The organism is Sphingobacterium spiritivorum, assembly GCF_016724845.1.
In the GTDB taxonomy this organism is placed as follows: domain Bacteria; phylum Bacteroidota; class Bacteroidia; order Sphingobacteriales; family Sphingobacteriaceae; genus Sphingobacterium; species Sphingobacterium spiritivorum_A.
This window is the reverse complement of record NZ_CP068082.1, coordinates 840,924-858,809: the sequence shown is the minus strand read 5'-3', so window position 1 is coordinate 858,809 and position 17,886 is coordinate 840,924. Positions and strand designations below refer to the sequence as shown.

Annotated in this window: 14 protein-coding genes; all 14 read left to right on the top strand. The window is 38.0% G+C overall.

The window, feature by feature from the left end; genetic code table 11:
* Window positions 1–47 precede the first annotated feature (47 nt).
* The 14 genes from I6J03_RS03495 to I6J03_RS03430 all read left to right on the top strand — a co-directional run bounded on the left by I6J03_RS03495 (window position 48) and on the right by I6J03_RS03430 (window position 17,874).
* The gene (locus tag I6J03_RS03495) at window positions 48–1,205 is read left to right on the top strand and encodes a TlpA disulfide reductase family protein (RefSeq protein WP_003010273.1); all 1,158 of its coding nucleotides are present in this window, start codon (window positions 48–50) and stop codon (window positions 1,203–1,205) included.
* A 414-nt stretch (window positions 1,206–1,619) separates the two neighbouring features.
* Window positions 1,620–3,131 (top strand): TlpA family protein disulfide reductase, encoded by a 1,512-nt coding sequence (locus I6J03_RS03490; RefSeq protein WP_157600555.1) that lies wholly within the window; start codon window positions 1,620–1,622, stop codon window positions 3,129–3,131.
* Between the two features lie 14 nt (window positions 3,132–3,145).
* Window positions 3,146–3,796, top strand: coding sequence for a glycosyltransferase family 25 protein (locus tag I6J03_RS03485; RefSeq protein WP_003010282.1), 651 nt, complete (start codon window positions 3,146–3,148; stop codon window positions 3,794–3,796).
* 3 nt (window positions 3,797–3,799) lie between these two features.
* On the top strand, window positions 3,800–4,468 hold the full coding sequence (locus I6J03_RS03480; RefSeq protein ID WP_003010286.1) for a glycosyltransferase family 25 protein: 669 nt from the start codon (window positions 3,800–3,802) through the stop codon (window positions 4,466–4,468).
* A gap of 54 nt (window positions 4,469–4,522) precedes the next feature.
* The gene (locus I6J03_RS03475) at window positions 4,523–6,709 is read left to right on the top strand and encodes a peptidase domain-containing ABC transporter (protein WP_081445159.1); all 2,187 of its coding nucleotides are present in this window, start codon (window positions 4,523–4,525) and stop codon (window positions 6,707–6,709) included.
* An 11-nt stretch (window positions 6,710–6,720) separates the two neighbouring features.
* Window positions 6,721–8,004 (top strand): HlyD family secretion protein, encoded by a 1,284-nt coding sequence (locus tag I6J03_RS03470; protein ID WP_003010291.1) that lies wholly within the window; start codon window positions 6,721–6,723, stop codon window positions 8,002–8,004.
* Between the two features lie 27 nt (window positions 8,005–8,031).
* Window positions 8,032–8,739, top strand: a complete 708-nt coding sequence (locus I6J03_RS03465) for a glycosyltransferase (protein ID WP_003010294.1) — start codon at window positions 8,032–8,034, stop codon at window positions 8,737–8,739.
* A 656-nt stretch (window positions 8,740–9,395) separates the two neighbouring features.
* Window positions 9,396–9,800: an HYC_CC_PP family protein gene (locus I6J03_RS03460; protein WP_003010300.1), complete on the top strand. Its 405-nt coding sequence runs from the start codon at window positions 9,396–9,398 to the stop codon at window positions 9,798–9,800.
* A gap of 229 nt (window positions 9,801–10,029) precedes the next feature.
* The gene (locus tag I6J03_RS03455) at window positions 10,030–10,380 is read left to right on the top strand and encodes a heavy-metal-associated domain-containing protein (RefSeq protein WP_003010302.1); all 351 of its coding nucleotides are present in this window, start codon (window positions 10,030–10,032) and stop codon (window positions 10,378–10,380) included.
* Between the two features lie 136 nt (window positions 10,381–10,516).
* The gene (locus tag I6J03_RS03450; protein WP_003010304.1) at window positions 10,517–11,824 is read left to right on the top strand and encodes an efflux RND transporter permease subunit; all 1,308 of its coding nucleotides are present in this window, start codon (window positions 10,517–10,519) and stop codon (window positions 11,822–11,824) included.
* 110 nt (window positions 11,825–11,934) lie between these two features.
* A complete protein-coding gene (locus I6J03_RS03445) occupies window positions 11,935–13,872 on the top strand; it encodes an efflux RND transporter permease subunit (protein WP_003010306.1) in 1,938 nt (645 codons plus the stop codon).
* Between the two features lie 232 nt (window positions 13,873–14,104).
* A complete protein-coding gene (locus I6J03_RS03440) occupies window positions 14,105–15,319 on the top strand; it encodes a TolC family protein (RefSeq protein ID WP_236586214.1) in 1,215 nt (404 codons plus the stop codon).
* The gene (locus I6J03_RS03435; RefSeq protein WP_003010312.1) at window positions 15,297–16,604 is read left to right on the top strand and encodes an efflux RND transporter periplasmic adaptor subunit; all 1,308 of its coding nucleotides are present in this window, start codon (window positions 15,297–15,299) and stop codon (window positions 16,602–16,604) included. The genes I6J03_RS03440 and I6J03_RS03435 overlap by 23 nt, the downstream gene beginning before the upstream one ends.
* A gap of 61 nt (window positions 16,605–16,665) precedes the next feature.
* Complete coding sequence (locus I6J03_RS03430) at window positions 16,666–17,874, top strand: efflux RND transporter periplasmic adaptor subunit (RefSeq protein ID WP_003010315.1); 1,209 nt, start codon at window positions 16,666–16,668, stop codon at window positions 17,872–17,874.
* The last annotated feature ends 12 nt before the right edge of the window (window positions 17,875–17,886 follow it).

Sequence of the window (17,886 nt, the reverse complement as noted above, 5' to 3'; positions counted from 1 at the left end):
TCTTTCCAATTTGTTGATTTTTAATTTGTTTTGGCTGTTAAGGAAATATGATTGTAATACTTCGATTATTTTTATTTACATTAATCTGTTTTGGATTATTCCCTGTTTTGGATTATTCTCAAGAGTATAATAAATTTACTATAAAAGGAATTGTAGATACTGTTCCGTTCGCATCCTATTTTATTTCCTATTATAAAAATGGAGTTGAAATAAAAGATACAATTACATTAGATGTAAATAGAAAATTTAAATTTACAGGAAATATTACAGAACCTAGTCTTCTTTTCATGAGTATTGAAAATAAGTATGATTCTACAATAGTCGGCCCTTTTACATGTTACACTTTATGGGTAGAACCTCGTAAAACAATTTTGTTTAAAGGTAAAACAGGATGGTTAGTTAAGGGAAAAAGCGGACTTACCCTTAGCTCTGTTGATAAACAATCCGATGTAATAAATTCGGAGACTGAGATTCTGGATAGAAGATACAATGATTATAGTGATAAGGCTCTGAAAGAATGGAAGAGTCGTACTAATGAATCGCTTACTGATTTTGTAGTATCCCAAATATATGATAGTGTAAGTAGTGATTTTATCAAAAAGAACAAAAATTTGTATTATTCTCTGCATCTCTTGTATACTAAATCCCGTAAAACAAATCCGGATCATCGATTTATAAATGAGCAACTGGCTAATTTTGATGATTCTCTGTTGAATACATATACTGGCAGGGAAATAAGAAAGCGTTTAGAATCAGTGAAAAATCTCAGCCTGGGGCAGGTATTTCCTTCTTTTGAGCAGCAGGATACTTCTGGTAATATTATATCTCTGACAGATTACAGGGGTAAATATGTACTGGTCGAATTTTGGGCAAGCTGGTGCGGTCCGTGTAGAAAAGAATATCCTTCACTTAAAGCGTCCTATCAAAAATATAAAGACCTGGGTTTTGAAATTATCGGAGTATCGTTGGATCATTCCCGGGAAGCCTGGTTAAAAGCTATCCGGGAAGATAAACTGGATTGGATTCATGTATCTGATCTGAAAGGATTGCGGAATGCAGTGGCTAAACAATATTTTGTTGAATCTATTCCTGATAGTTTTCTGATAGATCCGGAAGGAAAGATTATAGCCAGAGAATTGACAGGAGAACAATTGCAGAAAAAGCTTAAGGATATTTTTTACACAGAAAATAAGTATAAAGAATAACATACTACGTAGAAAAGAGACCCGGGCAGATTGCAAGCAGATCCGGGTCACAGAAGGTTCCCTGAAAAAGGCCCTCCGATCGATATCCCGGAGTGAAGGGACATCATAAACTTAAAAAAATAAAAATATGAAAAAGATTAGTTTAAAATCAATTAAAACGGAAGAACTTCTTTCACGTGATGAGCTAAAACAGATTATGGGTGGATTTCGTGATAATGGTGGTAGTGGAGGATGTCCTGTCCCATGTAGGGGAGGGGGACAAGTATATTGTGTAACTACGGATTGCAGACCCGGAACCTGTGGATATTACCATGGAATATACGGTTGCATGTAATAAATTTTGGATACTTTCAGCTTATTGCACATATTTTTATGTGCAATAAGCTTCTTACTAACGTGCTAAGTGAAATTTTTATGAATAAATATATCGTTCTACTAATTCTTGTTTACGGGTCAATTTTTCAGTTAGATGCGCAGGAAAGCTATTTTACAAAAAGTGGATACACTTTTTTAACGATAAAGTTATCCGGGACTTATCCGGACTCAGTTGATATTTCAACTCCGTACATATCTAACCCACTATCACAGGCAAAGCCAGAAAAATTTCAGACCATTAATGATTCAACTTTTTTATTGTCATGTTATACTTTTGGACCAACTATTATTTATTTCAATATTAATGGTCGGTATATAAGTTCTGTTTTATTGCCAAATCAATCAGATATTTTAAGCATATTTTTTAAGAATTATATTGATTTTGAAATGAAATATGAAGGTTGTTTCAAAGAGTTTTTTGATAATTCATATCTGTTGCCCGCATTAATCAAGAATTCTTTTGAATATCGATATAAATCTATGTTAAAAGTAAAAGGCGTAGAAGCCGCTTTTAAAACGGCAAATGATTTTAGAGATTTCCGACTTAAGAATGTTGATGAGATGATAGAAAAATTAAGTGTAAATGTCAAATCTGATCAACTTAAAATGCAATATAAAAGGGGTATAAAGGACTTTTATATATATTCTTTGATAAAGGATTATAGTGATTTAGTTAAGCTTCATAATATGACTATTGGTTTAGATTCATTAGACATCCTTAAGTATATTCCTCCTCGCGATCAAAGCTATTATGATGCTATAATAGATAGTCGATATCAAGACACAATTTCGCTTATTTCATCAGATTCTTATTTTAATCTTTTGAGTAGTATCCGACAAGATTCTTTGCTTAAACTACCATTGATTAGTACAGTAGGAATTAAGGTGTACAAGAATTTATTGAAGAATATTTTTGGGCGTTATTTTTCTCAGGATGAAAATTTATTCTTAGATATGATGGTCGCAAATGCCTATATAGGACAAATAAATAATGGTTTATCATTATCTGATGAAGATAAATTTAATATTATATCTTTTTTAGAAAACAGAGATCTTGTTAACTATATCCTGTATCAGAATGATATTAATGTTCAGAACTATAATACTGTAAATTCTAAGAAATCGGGTAAATACTATTTTGCTTTTGAAAAAAGCAAAATACTGGTTATGAATGACATTATAGCAAAATATAAAGATAAGGTTATTATTGTGGATTTTTGGGCTACTTGGTGTGGACCATGTATTGAAGCATTTGATAAAATCAAGGGAGTAAAGAAGAGATTCGCTGATCGTGATGATGTAATTTTTGTTTACCTGACCGATGAAACCTCTGATTATACCGGATGGAATAATTATGTCAATCTTTTCGAAGGAGAACATTATTATCTTTACAATAACCAATTGTCCTTAATATCAGACACATACGGTGTAAAATATATTCCGAGCTATTTGATTTTTAACAAAAGGGGCGAATTGTCTCAAAAAAGTCTTGGTGGTTATATGGGAAATGAAAAAGCAATTGAGTGGATTGAAAATGCGCTAAAGGAATAAATTATATTAAATCTATGCATGACTTTAAAATACCTGTATACATTATCAATCTAAAAGAAAGGATCGACAGACAAACGCATATCCTTAATGAATTTAAAGATAAGCCTGAATTTGAGATATTTTTATTTGAAGCTATCCGGGATGCTATAGGTGCAGTAGGGCTTTGGAAAAGTATAACAGCGGTTGTAAAACTGGCTAAGGAAAAGGGTGAAGATCTGATAATAATTTGTGAAGATGATCATCAGTTTACAGAGAACTATAATTACAATCAGTTGCTAAAGAATATAGAAAGGGGTGAAAGATTTGGAGCCAATATTCTACTGGGGGGGATAAGTTGGTTTGACTATATGACGCAGGTTCACCCAAATCTTTTCTGGATTAATAGTTTTAATGCGACACAGTTTGTAATTATGTACAGTTCTTTTTTCGATTGCATATTGAATGCAACCTTTGATGCGCACGAAAATGCCGATTTTAAGATTGCAGAGCTTACAGAGAGTAAGTATGTTATGTTCCCCTTTGTTTCTGTACAGCGGGAATTTGGTTATTCTGATGTCACCTCCAGAAATTCAGAAGAAGGTTATGTAAACGAATTGTTTATCCATAGCGAGCTTAAATTGGATCACATGGATACTGTCCGTAAATTTTATAATCTTAAATTTTGAGTTATGTATGAAGAATTAGTAATCCCTGTATATCTTATCAATCTTCCTGAAAGAAAGGATAGATTAAAACATAGTATGACTCAGTTCAAAGATAAGTCCGAATTTTATATTACAATTATTGAAGCTTGTAAGCATGAAAGGGGAAATTATGGGCTTTGGATGAGTATTGTTAAGGCTGTGAAAATGGCAAAAGATAATGATGATGATGTAATGATACTGTGTGAAGACGATCATAAGTTTACCTCAGATTACACGAAGGAAATACTCTTTCGTAATATTATTGAATCCAATGAAGAAGGAGCTAAGATTTTATTAGGAGGAGTAAGCAATTTTAATCAGGCTATTCCACTGAGCACAAACCGATGTTGGGTAGATTTTTTTCAATACACACAATTTACTATTATTTTCAAAAGTTTTTTTGATGAAATACTTTCGGAACCTTTCGGAGCTGAGGATGCAGCCGATCTAAAATTCTCGCATATGACTAGTCATAAAATGATATTTTATCCTTTTATCTCTGTTCATAAAGATTTTGGATATTCAGATATACCTGTACCTGGATTGGATACGGCGCGGTATAGTTTGCTCTTTGAAAACAGTATGAAAAAACTGGATAAGATCTATCAGATAAAGGAGAAATTAAAGGCTTGTACTATTCAAGGCGATGAGTAACGAACCAACTTATAGTAATACATCTGTATAATAAAACCCGAAGAATCCTAAAAATTGAAAAAGCGATTTCCACATTACACACAAATGGATCAGATGGACTGTGGTGCCACCTGTCTGCGGATTATTTTCAAATTTTATGGACGGGCTGTATCTATTCATAAAATCAGGAAATTGTGTTATACGACAAAAGACGGAGTCAATCTTTTGGGAATATCTGAGGCAGCTGAGAAGTCGGGTTTTCGTACATATGGGGTACGTCTGAATCTGGATCAACTTAAAGAAATAGAATTACCCTGTATCCTGCACTGGAACCAAAATCACTTTGTCGTACTTTATCGGATTACGAATAAAAAATATTATCTGTCAGATCCCGGAGCCGGGTTAATCAGTTATGATGAAAAGGAATTCGCAGCCAATTGGTTTTCCTCAAAAGAACTGCATGCTGGGCTATCGCTGGTGTTGAGTCCGGGGCCTGAATTTTATAGCCTTGAAGAAGAAGATTCCACTAACAATATGCAGTGGGAGAGAATAATAACCTATTTTTTTAAATATAAAAAACTGTTCTTCCAGCTCCTATTAGGAATGTTATTAGGGACGCTCCTGCAGCTTATTACTCCCTTTCTGACCCAATCCGTAGTAGATATTGGTATCAATACCAGGAATATCAGCTTTATCAATATGATACTGATTGCCCAACTGATGCTGTTTGTAGGGAGTACTTCTGTATCCTTTATTCGTTCCTGGATAATGCTTCATGTCAGTACCAGAGTCAATATTTCTATTCTGACGGATCTGCTGATCAGGATTATGAAATTGCCGATGAGTTTTTTTGATATCAAGACACATGGGGATATAATGCAACGAATGAGTGATCAACAGCGTATAGAAACTTTTCTAACGGGCAGTACATTAAATACGCTGTTTTCACTGGTCAATATGTTAGTCTTTGGTACCATACTGATTATCTATGATCAGCTCATTTTTGTAGTTTTCTTTGTCTCTACGCTATTGTATACGCTTTGGATACTCTTTTTTATGCGCTATAGACGAGAACTGGATAACAAAAGGTTTAAGATCTCTTCAGAAAATCAAACCTATATGGTGGAGATGATTCAAAGTATCAAGGATATCAAACTGAATAATTCGGAAAAACAAAAACGATGGGGCTGGGAGGCTCTTCAGGCCAGACTTTTTAAGTTTAAAGTCAGGAGTCTGGCTATTTCCCAATATCAGTCTATAGGGTCCATGGCTATCAATCAGATTAAGGGAATTCTGATAACCTATATCAGCGCCAAATCAGCTATTGATGGCGATATTACGCTTGGGGGGATGATGGCTATTCAGTACATCGTAGGTATGGTGAGTAATCCTGTGGAGCAGTTGCTTGGATTTATGGAATCTTATCAGGATGCGAAGATGAGTCTGGAAAGACTAAACGAAATATATGAAAGTGAAGCTGAGGAAAATCCGGCCAATGATTATATCACAACGCTTCCTGAGGACAAGACCATAGTGATCAAAAATCTGACTTTCCGATATTACGGAGCCGGAAATGAACCTGTATTCAACAGTCTTAATCTCACTTTTCCATCCGGTAAGACAACGGCGATTGTCGGAATGAGCGGAAGTGGCAAGACTACTATACTGAAGCTTCTGATGCGTTTCTATCAGTATGAGAAAGGGGAGGTAACAGTAGGCGGTAAAAACCTGCAACACATATCTCATTACATCTGGAGAAACTCTTGTGGAAGTGTGCTTCAGGATAATGTGATTTTCTCAGATACGATAGCGAATAATATAGCATTGGGTGACGAGCTTGTGAATGAGCATTTATTACGTAAAGCGATTACAGTGGCTAATCTCGAGGACTTTATTGCGGAGCAACCTTTTGGTTTAGCAACAAAAATAGGTGCAGCCGGCAAAGGAATCAGTCAGGGCCAGAAACAACGTTTACTAATCGCCAGAGCTGTATACAAACAACCGGATTATATTTTTCTGGACGAGGCTACTAATTCACTGGACGCCAATAACGAAAGAGTCATCATCGAGAATCTGAAGAGTTTCTTTGAAAATCGGACAGTAATCATTGTCGCACACAGGTTGAGTACAGTTAAAAATGCGGATAATATTATTGTACTGGATCGAGGATCAATTGTAGAACAGGGAAACCATAATGAACTGACTGCCCTTAAAGGGCAATATTATGAACTGGTTAAAAATCAACTGGAACTGGGTAATTAAAATAGCTGATTATGATTAAGCAAAGTTTTGGCGACACGGATATTCATAGTGAGGATATGCAGGATATTATTGCACGTCCCCCCTCCTGGTTATTGAAAAGAGGGATTTCCTTTATATTTCTGACATTGCTGATGCTTTTTGGCATGACCGCTTTTATACGGTATCCGCAAATGATCACTGCGACGATGAAAATTACGACAGATAATGCTCCCAAGTCCGTCGTAAATAAGATAGCAGGAAGTATAGTTCAGCTTTTGGTAAAAGATGGGGAATGGGTTAACCAATTTGAGACGCTGGCATACATGGAAAGTACAGGAAATCATGACCAGATACTAAATCTTCTTGAAAAATTGAAAAGAGTTCAGAAGTCTGAGGATAATCAGAATCTGGAGTTAAAGAATATAACTTCTCCTGTTGATCTGGAGCTGGGAGAAGTTCAGAGTGCATATCAAAATTTTTATCAGGCTTACCTGAATTATCTGGCAGCCAGAGATGATGGAATCTATTTCCGGAAGCGGAGTATACTGCGCAAAGAAATGGATAACATTGGCGAACAAAATAAGCGTATACAGGATTCGTATGCGCTTCAGAAGAGAGAAATCAATCTGGCAGAAAAGGAATATGAAAAATATAAAATACTTGCAGAAAAAAAAGTGATCAGTCCGATGGAACTTCAGAAGCAGGAGGCTTTACTTATTTCTAAAAAACAGGGTATTCCTCTGGCAGAGAATAACCTGTTGAATAATCAGTCCGCTTCCTTAGCCAGAATAAAAGAACTATCCGATTTAGATAGTAAAATATCCGATGAGAAGAAAAAAATCTATCAGTCACTGAATAGTCTGATCAGTGAAATCGAAAACTGGAAAAAGCAGTATGTCCTTGTCGCCCCAAGTTCCGGGTATGTAATATATGGTAGCGCTATTCAGGAAAATCAGTTTTTGCCTATATCCAGCGATGTATTTTACATAAATTCCAAAAATGAGAGGTATTATGGAGAGATGCAACTACCACAATTGGAATTTGGAAAAATAAAGATAGGGCAGGAAGTGATGATCAAGGTTAGAGGTTTTCAGTATCAGGAATATGGATATCTGAAAGGTAGAATCCGATCGATAAGCGATATTCCGATAAAAGACAGCCTCTTTCTTTCTATGGTCAGTATTGAGCGTAAACCTCAGGATTCACTGATCAGACTCCGCCCCAGACTGCTTGCAGATGTGGAGATTATTACAGAAGAAGAGTCGATACTAAAAAGAATCTGGAGAAATCTGACAAAAAACTTTTATAAATATTAATATTCAATTTTTATTATTTACACATATATGGACTCAAATAAAATTATTCAAGGGCTTTGGATCGGCGAATATCTTTCAAAAATGGAGTGTCTTTGTATGACTTCATACTTATCTAAAGGTCATGTATTTCACCTGTATTCCTATAATACGTTTAGCAATCTTCCTAAAGGAGTAATATTAATGAATGCCAATGACATTATTCCAAAAAATAAGCTGTTTAGAGACAGCAGTGGTGGGTGGAGTTCTTTTTCAGATTGGTTCAGATATATGTTGTTATATAAAAAAGGCGGTTGGTGGGTAGATATGGACAGTGTCTGTCTGAAATATTTTGATTTTGAAGAAGAATATTGTTTCTCATTAGAGTCTGATGATATAGTAAATAATGGGTTTATAAAAGCGCCTAAAAAAGCTGAATTTTTGAAGGACTGTATACATTACATTGATACTAAAGGTTTAGACAACGTGATGTGGCTAAATTTTGGACCATTTTTATTCACAAATGTCCTGAAACAATATGATTCTTCTGCTTTTATAAAAAGCAAGGACTATTTTTGCCCTGTAAATTGGCAGGATACAGATAAGCTCATTCAGCCCCCTCTTATCTCAATTAGTGAAGAAAGTTATTCTATACACCTTTGGCACGAAATGTGGCGTCAGAAAGGATTAGATAAAGATGCTACATTTCATCCGGACTGTTTGTATGAGAAGTTGAAAAAGGAAAACGGTTTAACCTGATAATTTCTTTTGAATAGATAGTCTTATGACATCATTTTAATGATCCATCTTTTACTCCTGTCCGATAAAAATAAAATGTGGATTAGTGATGTTATTTAAGTCGCTTATAATGAAACTGTAATATATTTTGTTTGCAGTTTTGAGATCATGTTTAAAACTGAATGAGAAAAATAATAAATGTTGAAAAGTTGAAAAAACTTTCATTAGCAAGCGGATGTTTCATTAATTTTTTTTGATAGTAATAATAGCGACAGTTGGTAACATTAACAACTGCAAGGCTATTTATGAACATCGGTTACCGTGGTAATGTCATCGATCAGATAAACTAAACATTTGGATATCTAATGAAAATAGTCATGAAGATCGACGAAGGGAACAAGGAATTTACGCCTTTCAGCAAACGACAGTCGAAGAAAGAACATATTAATGCTTCATAATGATCCAAGGCTTTGTAGGCTCGAAGTCGGTATTAGCAAATATATTACAAAAGTTTCTGGAATGTTCTCCCCCTGCAAAATCAAACCTTTGTATATATTGTAATTACCATGTCTTTAACTAGGATGATTCAATAAAATATAGCGCAACTCTGTTAATTATATAAAATTTTACGAAAATTATATAAAGCATATTTTGATTTTTATAATAATATTTGCTTTATGATGAAGAGGTTAATATTGATTCTTATGACTGTTTTCTATCTGGCAAGTGCCAGTGGGGCAGGAGTACATCTTCATTATTGTATGGGGCAGTTGGTAGACTGGACTTTCGTTAAAGACAAAACCGACGATTGCGGTTTCTGTGGAATGGAGAAAAAACAACCTCTGGAAAACGACTGTTGTAAGGATGTAGATTACAAGGCAAATCTGGATAAGGCTTATAAAATAAATAACCAAAATTATAAATTTGAACAGGTAGTCTTTATTATACCACAATTCAAGCCACTGGAAACTTCGCTGTTTACTCCTGTGCGTGTGCTGCTTTTATCACATGTAATGAGCAAAGCACCTCCTTTGGGAGAGTACCCTCCAATATTCCTAAAAAATTGTACCTTCAGGATATAGTTTCCTTTTAAGTTTTTTAAGGTATCTTTTACAATTATCTCTTGAAAAAGAATAAAAGGCTTTATAATAGTCTGTTTTTTCCTTCAGATAGTTGAATCTGGCTGCTCAATAAAAACAATCCTTTTCCTTACGGTTCATTCCGTTTCAAATTTACATGTCTTTTTTTTATTAATCCGTTGTCTCTTAGCGCTTGCATAAGTTTTGAGGACAACAACAAAATCAAATCTTTATGAAATCATTAAAAATGATTGCCATAGTGGCCTTGACCATGTTTGGTACTGCGGCTCTGGCACAAAGCAAAACTGAAAAAATCAAAGTGTTGGGGAATTGCGGTATGTGTAAAAAACGCATAGAAGCTTCCTTAAAAGATGAGGCTATTACCAATGCTGACTGGGATAAAAACAGTAAAATGCTGACCGTCACTTACAACAGTAATAAAATCAACAGTCAGACTATCCAACAAAAGATAGCTAGCGCAGGTCATGATACCCCGCAGGTAAAAGCCAAAAACGAGATTTATGACAAGTTGCCGGGTTGCTGCCAGTACGATCGTACAGGTAAACCTTCAAAGGCGCACTAATATTTTCATGCCGTTCAAAATGAGAGAAGCTGGGAGGTAACTGGCCAAGCCTGTTCCTCCTTAGCTCTTCTTCGTGATAATCCGGGATGAATATATAACAGGATATGGAACCAAATTAAGGAAAAGGATAATTTAAATGGTACATCAAATTATAGAATGGTCCATGCGCAACAGATTTATCGTGTTGGTGCTGGCTATTGGGATATTTGTCTGGGGTGTATTTGCGGTTAAGAAAAATCCGATAGACGCGATCCCCGACTTGTCCGAAAATCAGGTAATCGTATTTACAGAGTGGATGGGCCGGTCTCCGCAACTGATAGAAGATCAGGTGACTTATCCCCTGGTTACGAATTTACAAGGAATTCCTAAGATCAAATATGTGCGAGGTTCGTCTATGTTTGGCATGAGCTTTATCTATGTCATTTTTGAAGATGATGTGGATGTTTACTGGGCCAGGGAACGGGTTATGGAGCGTATCAGTACGATCTCCAGTACATTACCTCAGGGAGCAACTCCTCAACTGGGGCCGGATGGTACGGGGGTCGGCCATGTGTTATGGTATACGCTGGATGCTCCCGATACGGATCTGGGTGAGCAGCGTGCCATACAGGATTGGTACGTGAAGTTTGCTTTGCAAAATGTACCGGGAGTGAGTGAAATTGCTTCTTTTGGAGGTTTTCAAAAGCAGTATCAGATCGCTATCGATCCCAACAAGCTATTGTATTATAAACTCACCGTTCCGCAGGTTATTGCCGCTGTCCGCAGTAACAACAACGAAGCTGGCGGGCGTAAATTCGAGATGAGTGATATCGGTTACATCATCAAGACTTCGGGTTATCTGAAATCTATAGATGAAATCGCGAATATTCAACTCAAAAGCCAAAATGGCACACCAATCCGGATATCTGATATTGCTGTTGTCCAGATGACAGGAGAAACAAGACTGGGGATATTTGATCAGGATGGTGCTGGCGAACGTGTAGGAGGGATAGTCGTGATGCGTTATGGCGAAAATGCTGCTGAGGTAATAGATAACGTAAAAGCCAAGATGACAGAGGTAGCCAGAGGCTTGCCAAAGGGAATGAAATTCGACATTGTCTACGACCGGGGAGAGCTTATAAAAGAATCAGTAGATTCGATCACACACACACTCATTGAAGAAATGATTGTCGTATCGTTAATTGTGATCATTTTTCTTTTTCACTGGCGTAGTGCAGTCAGTATTGTTCTGCAGATACCTATAACCATTGCAGCTAGTTTTATTCTTTTAAATGCTTTTGGGATATCATCCAATATCATGTCATTAACGGGTATCGCGCTCGCGATCGGGGTAATAGTGGATAACGGTATTATAATGAGCGAAAATGCATACAAACACCTGGCGGAGCGATATGCTGAGGTTATCGGGGCTAACGGCTCTAAAGTAAATAGTTCTGACAGTTGACAGACCTGGTAAGTATGAAGTTAATACACAACGTTAGTTTATACGAGATGAGGGAGTTGAATCCCAGTCCCGGGAAGTATTTGAATAAAAATCAAAATTAAGATGATGCCATGAAAAATTGGTTTAAAAATAAGTTTCGCAAAACACCTGGTTGGATTAGCGAAGAAGAGCGACTGGCCATTATTACCAAGTCAAGCAAGCAGGTATCCAGAGGTGTATTTTTCGCTACAGTAATTATTATTACCTCATTTTTGCCGGTATTTATGCTGACCGGACAAGAAGGTAAATTGTTTCACCCTCTGGCTTATACGAAAACGTTTATCATGATCGTTGACGCTCTTTTGGTGATTACACTTGCACCTGTACTTATATCTTTCTTCATGAAAGGAAAGTTTAAGCCGGACAGTGCCAATCCGGTAAACAGATTTTTGGAGAAGGTCTATGAACCTATAATCAGGCTGGTGTTAAAGTGGCGGAAAACGACTATTGCGATTAATGTGATCGCCTTACTGATCACGATTCCGTTACTGAAAAAACTTGGTACTGAATTTATACCGCCACTGGATGAACAGAGTATTTTATTTATGCCAGTCACTTTGCCGGATGTATCAAATGCTGAAATAAAAAGGATCTTACAGGTACAGGATAAGATTATCAAAACGGTTCCTGAAGTGGATAAAGTATTGGGGAAAGCCGGCCGTGCCAATACAGCTACAGACAATTCGCCTATCAGCATGATAGAAACTATTATTACACTGAAGCCTAAAAATCAGTGGAGAGAAGGCATTACTAAGAAAGATATTGTGACCGAACTGGATGCCAAATTGCAGATACCCGGAGTGGTAAACGGATGGACGCAACCTATTATTAATCGCATCAATATGTTGGCTACAGGAATTCGTACTGACGTAGGGATAAAGGTGTTTGGACAAGATCTGGACACGATTGCAGCAGTTTCAGAAAAAGTAAAAGCGGCTTTGGAAGGAACTCCAGGTGTGAGTGATTTGTTTGTCGAACCCATTACCGGAGGTAAATATTTGTCTATCGATATCCGAAGAGAGGATTTGTCACGTTACGGGCTCAATGTAGATGATGTAAATCAGGTGGTGGAAACGGCTTTAGGTGGAGCCAGCATAGGCAATACCATAGAAGGCCGGCAACGATTTTCCATCAGTGTACGTCTGGCACAGGACTATCGTAACAGTCTGGCACAGATAGAACGTATCCCGTTGCAGTCACAGAGTTTTGGTGAAATTCCCTTATCGGCGGTAGCCAATGTAAAGTTTGAGGATGGTCCGCCGATGATCAGTTCGGATAACGCCATTTTGCGTGGAGCAGTAATGTTTAATGTGAGGGACAGAGATCTTGGAAGTACGGTGAAGGATGCCATGGAACAACTGAATAAGCAGGATGGAATATTGCCGGAAGGATACTTTTTGGAGTGGAGCGGACAGTACGAAAATCTGATCAGAGGTCAGCAAACTTTGATGTGGATTGCACCGGTAGTTCTGGTCATTATTTTCTTCTCTTTATATTTTGCCTTTCATTCTGTAAGAGAAGCTTTTCTAAGCCTTATCACCGTTCCCTTTGCCCTGATCGGAGGAGCTTATATGATTTATTTTTGGGGTGTCAATCTCTCTGTAGGTGTTGCTGTTGGTTTTATTGCTTTGTTTGGTATAGCCGTAGAGACTGGTATCGTAATGGTCATCTACCTTAATGATGCTATGCAGCAGCTTGTCAAACTTAGAGGTAATTCAAGCGAAACGATCAGTAAAGAAGAATTAAGAGAATATGTTATTCATGGGGCTGCCAAGCGTCTTAGGCCAAAGTTAATGACTGTCTGTGTGTCTTTATTTGGTTTGATTCCTGTATTATGGGCAACCGGCGTGGGAGTGGATGTTATGCAGCCTATTGTTTTGCCAATGATAGGAGGGGTACTGACATCGTCAACACATATCTTACTGGTCACACCGCTTATCTTTCTAATGTCAAAAGAATACGAATTAAGAAAATACGGAAAATTGGAGGTGCACAATGTACAGCATTAAAACTCCCGGATTTTATTCTCCGGATGCTACTTTCCGGTCAATAAAAAAGAATAATGGTTGTGATTCAGATTGCGTCAGGATGATAAAATCGGATGTAATAACTGAGTTTTCAGTTTTGAAAGGTCTTACAGCCTTTACTACAGATTACTTATCTGTTTATTTAAAAATACTTTTTTTTGTTCCCCTGAATGCTGTTTTGAGGATTGCGACAAACCTGTTTATTCTGTTGTTTATGTGCTTCTCCGTAGCTGATGCTCAGGAGAGACAAGTGTTGTCTCTTGAGACTATTTTACAACAGATAGATCAGCACAATCTGTTACTGAAAACATATGGGTTAAAAGCAGAAAGTTATCTGCAAAATGCAGAAGCAGCTACTGCCTGGATGGCTCCAATGGTTGGAGTTGGTACGTTTATGACACCCTATCCGGGACAGATGATAATGGATGGGCGTGACAGAGGTTCTCTGATGCTGCAACTGGAACAGGATATACCAAATTTTGCAAAGTTGAATGCAGATAGAAAATATATCCGTTCACAAGCTAACGTCGAACGGGCAACCCGCGATATTACACTGAACGATCTGCGAACAACTGCGAAGAAGCTCTATTACACCTGGCTGGTGGCTAAAATGAAACTTTCTGTATTGGACAAAAGTACGCAGATCATGCAGACCATGCGTAAATTGGAAGAGGTAAGATACCCTTTTAATCAATCCAGACTTGGAGCTGTTTACCAGACTTCGGCCAAACTTGAAGAAACGGAAAATATGAAACGGATGCAGGAAGGCGAAATCGGCCGGGCTATGGCCGCTCTCAATGGTATGATGAACCGATCAGGCAATACTGCCTTTACAATTGATACTACGTTCGTACCTCAGTTTACAGTTGCAGGATCACTGGATACGGCAAGTCTGGCTGCAGCAAGAAAAGATATTGCAAAAATGGATTACAATATCCAGTCTATGCATTTAAATATCTATGCGATGAAAAAACAGAGTAGCCCCGAATTTCGGTTTAGATTTGATCATATGTCACCTTTTGGAAGTGGTATGCCCAAGGCTTATAGTGTAATGGGGATGGTGAGTATTCCTATCGCACCCTGGTCGTCTAAAATGTACAAATCAGAAATAAAAGGTATGCAATACGAAGTGGAAGCTATGCAGATGGAAAAAGCGGCAATGTTGCAGGAAACACAGGGCATGCTTTACGGTATGCAATATCAGATCAAAACTATGGAACAGCAGATTCTGGCGATGGAGAAAAAGATTATACCGACACTGGAAAAAACATTGGAAGTAAGTGTGCTGAGTTATCGTGAAAATAAAATGCAGTTGCCCGAAGTGATTACAGCCTGGGAAGCATATAATATGATGCAGAGCAATGTGCTGGATGAAAAACTGAAACTATACTTAATGATTGCAGATTATGAAAAGGAATTATATCGTTAAGCTGCTACAAGACAGAACTACCGGGAAGACCTCTGCAACGTGTGGAGGAGACAAAACGGAAACGAAATTAAGGAAGTTCCAGGTTGCTTTTACTTTTCCGGCGCTGATAATATTATTGTTGACTACTGTCTTTGTTTCCTGCAAACAGGGATCTAAGAAAGAACATCATGATGTTGGAAAAATCACGATTGACAGTAGCCTGAGTACTCTGTTACAGCCTTCCAACAAGCAAGTGGTCGGTAATATGGCTGTTGTCAAAGCGAGTTATCAATCCGAAATTATGCTGGCTGAAGTACAGGGTATTGTAAATTATGATAACAGAGCTGAGACCGGAGTGGCAAGCAGGGTAGGAGGTCGTCTGGAAAAGATTAATGTAAAATACAACTACCAACCCGTTCGTAAAGGGCAGTTGCTTTTCGAGATTTATGCACCGGATCTGGCAGCAGCACAGCAGGAACTACTCTATCTGGCTCAAAGTGGTGAAGAGCCTCTGCTTTCCCAGGCCCGACAACGTTTGATGTTGCTTGGTATGACTGCTGAGGACATCCAAAAGGTGTTGCAAATCAAAAAAGTTAATTACCGTATTCCCGTTTATAGTCCTTCCGATGGTTTTATATTAGAAAAATCCGTAGCAAACGCTATTTCAACTCCTGCTCCTCCGGTGGCTTCTGGCGGAGGTGGAGATGGGATGGCGGGTATGAATGGAAGTAATGAAACTGCTTCCACTGCAGCTCCGGCAACTACCATGCAAAACGCATCCGTCATGTTAAGAGAGGGGCAATATGTAAGCGCGGGACAGAGTTTGTTCACAATCTATAAGTCTGACCAGTTGTTGGCAGAATTTGCTTTAAAGCCTGCATTGGCTGCTTATGTAAATAAGGGAACCAAGCTAGGTTTTTATAAAACCACTGACAGGGAAGGGACTTTTCAAACTTCCACTATAGGACTTATACAGCCCATGATAAAATCCGGAGAGAATTTTACTCTGGCTAGAGTCTATCTGACGAAAGGACGATTCAAGGCTGGTGAAATTCTGACGGCTAAAATACCCGTATATATCAAAGGTAGTTACTGGCTGCCAGCATCTGCTATACTGAGCGCAGGCGCACAACGAATTGTATTCAAAAAAGAAAATAATGTTTTTAAACCCGTCAATGTAAAAACAGGCTTAAGAATAAATGGCATGGTGCAGATCAATCAGGATATTTCTCCATGGGAATTTGCCAAAGATGCTGCTTATCTGGTGGATAGCGAGAGCTTTATAAAAGCAGAGAATGAAAATTGAGAAGTATCGGGGGGAGTTGCTGGATATAATCTCATGTAGTTAACAAAATAAGGACTGTAAAATGAAAAGTTCAGTAATAAAAATAGGGATACTCCTTAGTATAGTGACCATACTTTGGAGTTGCACTGGTACTCCGGAAAAGAAAGATGAGTCAACAACCGGAGAAACCAAACAAACGTATACGTGTCCTATGCATCCGCAGGTAATTAAGCACGAAATGAGTACATGTCCTATATGCGGTATGGATCTGGTGCCTTTTGAGAAAAACAGTGCTGATAAGAGTGTCAGGTTAGATGAGCAACGCCAGCTACTTGCCAATATAGCGACCAGACGCGTCGGCAATGAAGGCATTGTATTGCCGCAAAAAATATTGAACGGCAGATTGGTACTGAATCCGGAACATAGTAATTACATATCTGCAAAAATTGCCGGCAGGGTTGAACAGTTGTATATCCGAGAAACCGGGGCTATAATAAAAAAAGGACAACCTTTATATGTACTTTATTCTGAAGAACTGGCCACGTTGCAACAGGAATACCTGATGGCTGTGGCTCAGAAGCAGCAGTTTGACAGAGATAAACTGGAACAGCAATTGCTGGCATCGGCAAAGCAAAAACTAGTGTTATATGGTCAGACAGAACAACAAATACAACAACTTGCCAAAACCGGGCAAAAGAGCCCGCTTGTGACAGTACTCGCAACCCAAAGCGGAACAGTGGCTGAACTAAGTATTACTCAGGGACAATATGTAGCAGAGGGAGGACCGATAATGCGTCTGGAAAACTACGGACAATTGTGGGTAGAAGCTGATCTGTATCCTAATGAGGCAAAGCAAATCACGCAAGGTCAAAGATTAAAGGTAATCGTAGTCGGATGGGAAGATCAGGAGCAATGGATGAAGGTTGATTTTATAAACCCTTCATTGCAAAGTGGTACGCAGCTCACGCAAATCAGGGGGAGTATAGTCAATGCTAAACAGCAATGGCAACCAGGGCTGCAGGTACAGGTGTTGTTAAGCAATATCTCAAAAAGTGCTGATGGTATAGTTTTACCGGTTGATGCTGTAATAAATGACGGCAAAGGGCAACATGTGTGGATAAAAACAGGTGCGGATAGTTTTGAACCAAAATCTGTGATCACTGGAATTACCAATCAGGATCAGGTGAGCATTATCTCAGGGCTGGAAGAAGGAGAAGAAGTGGTTATCACGGGAGCCTATCTGCTATACAGTGAGTACGTACTCAAGAGAGGTATACATCCTTTGGGTTAGTACAACATAGAA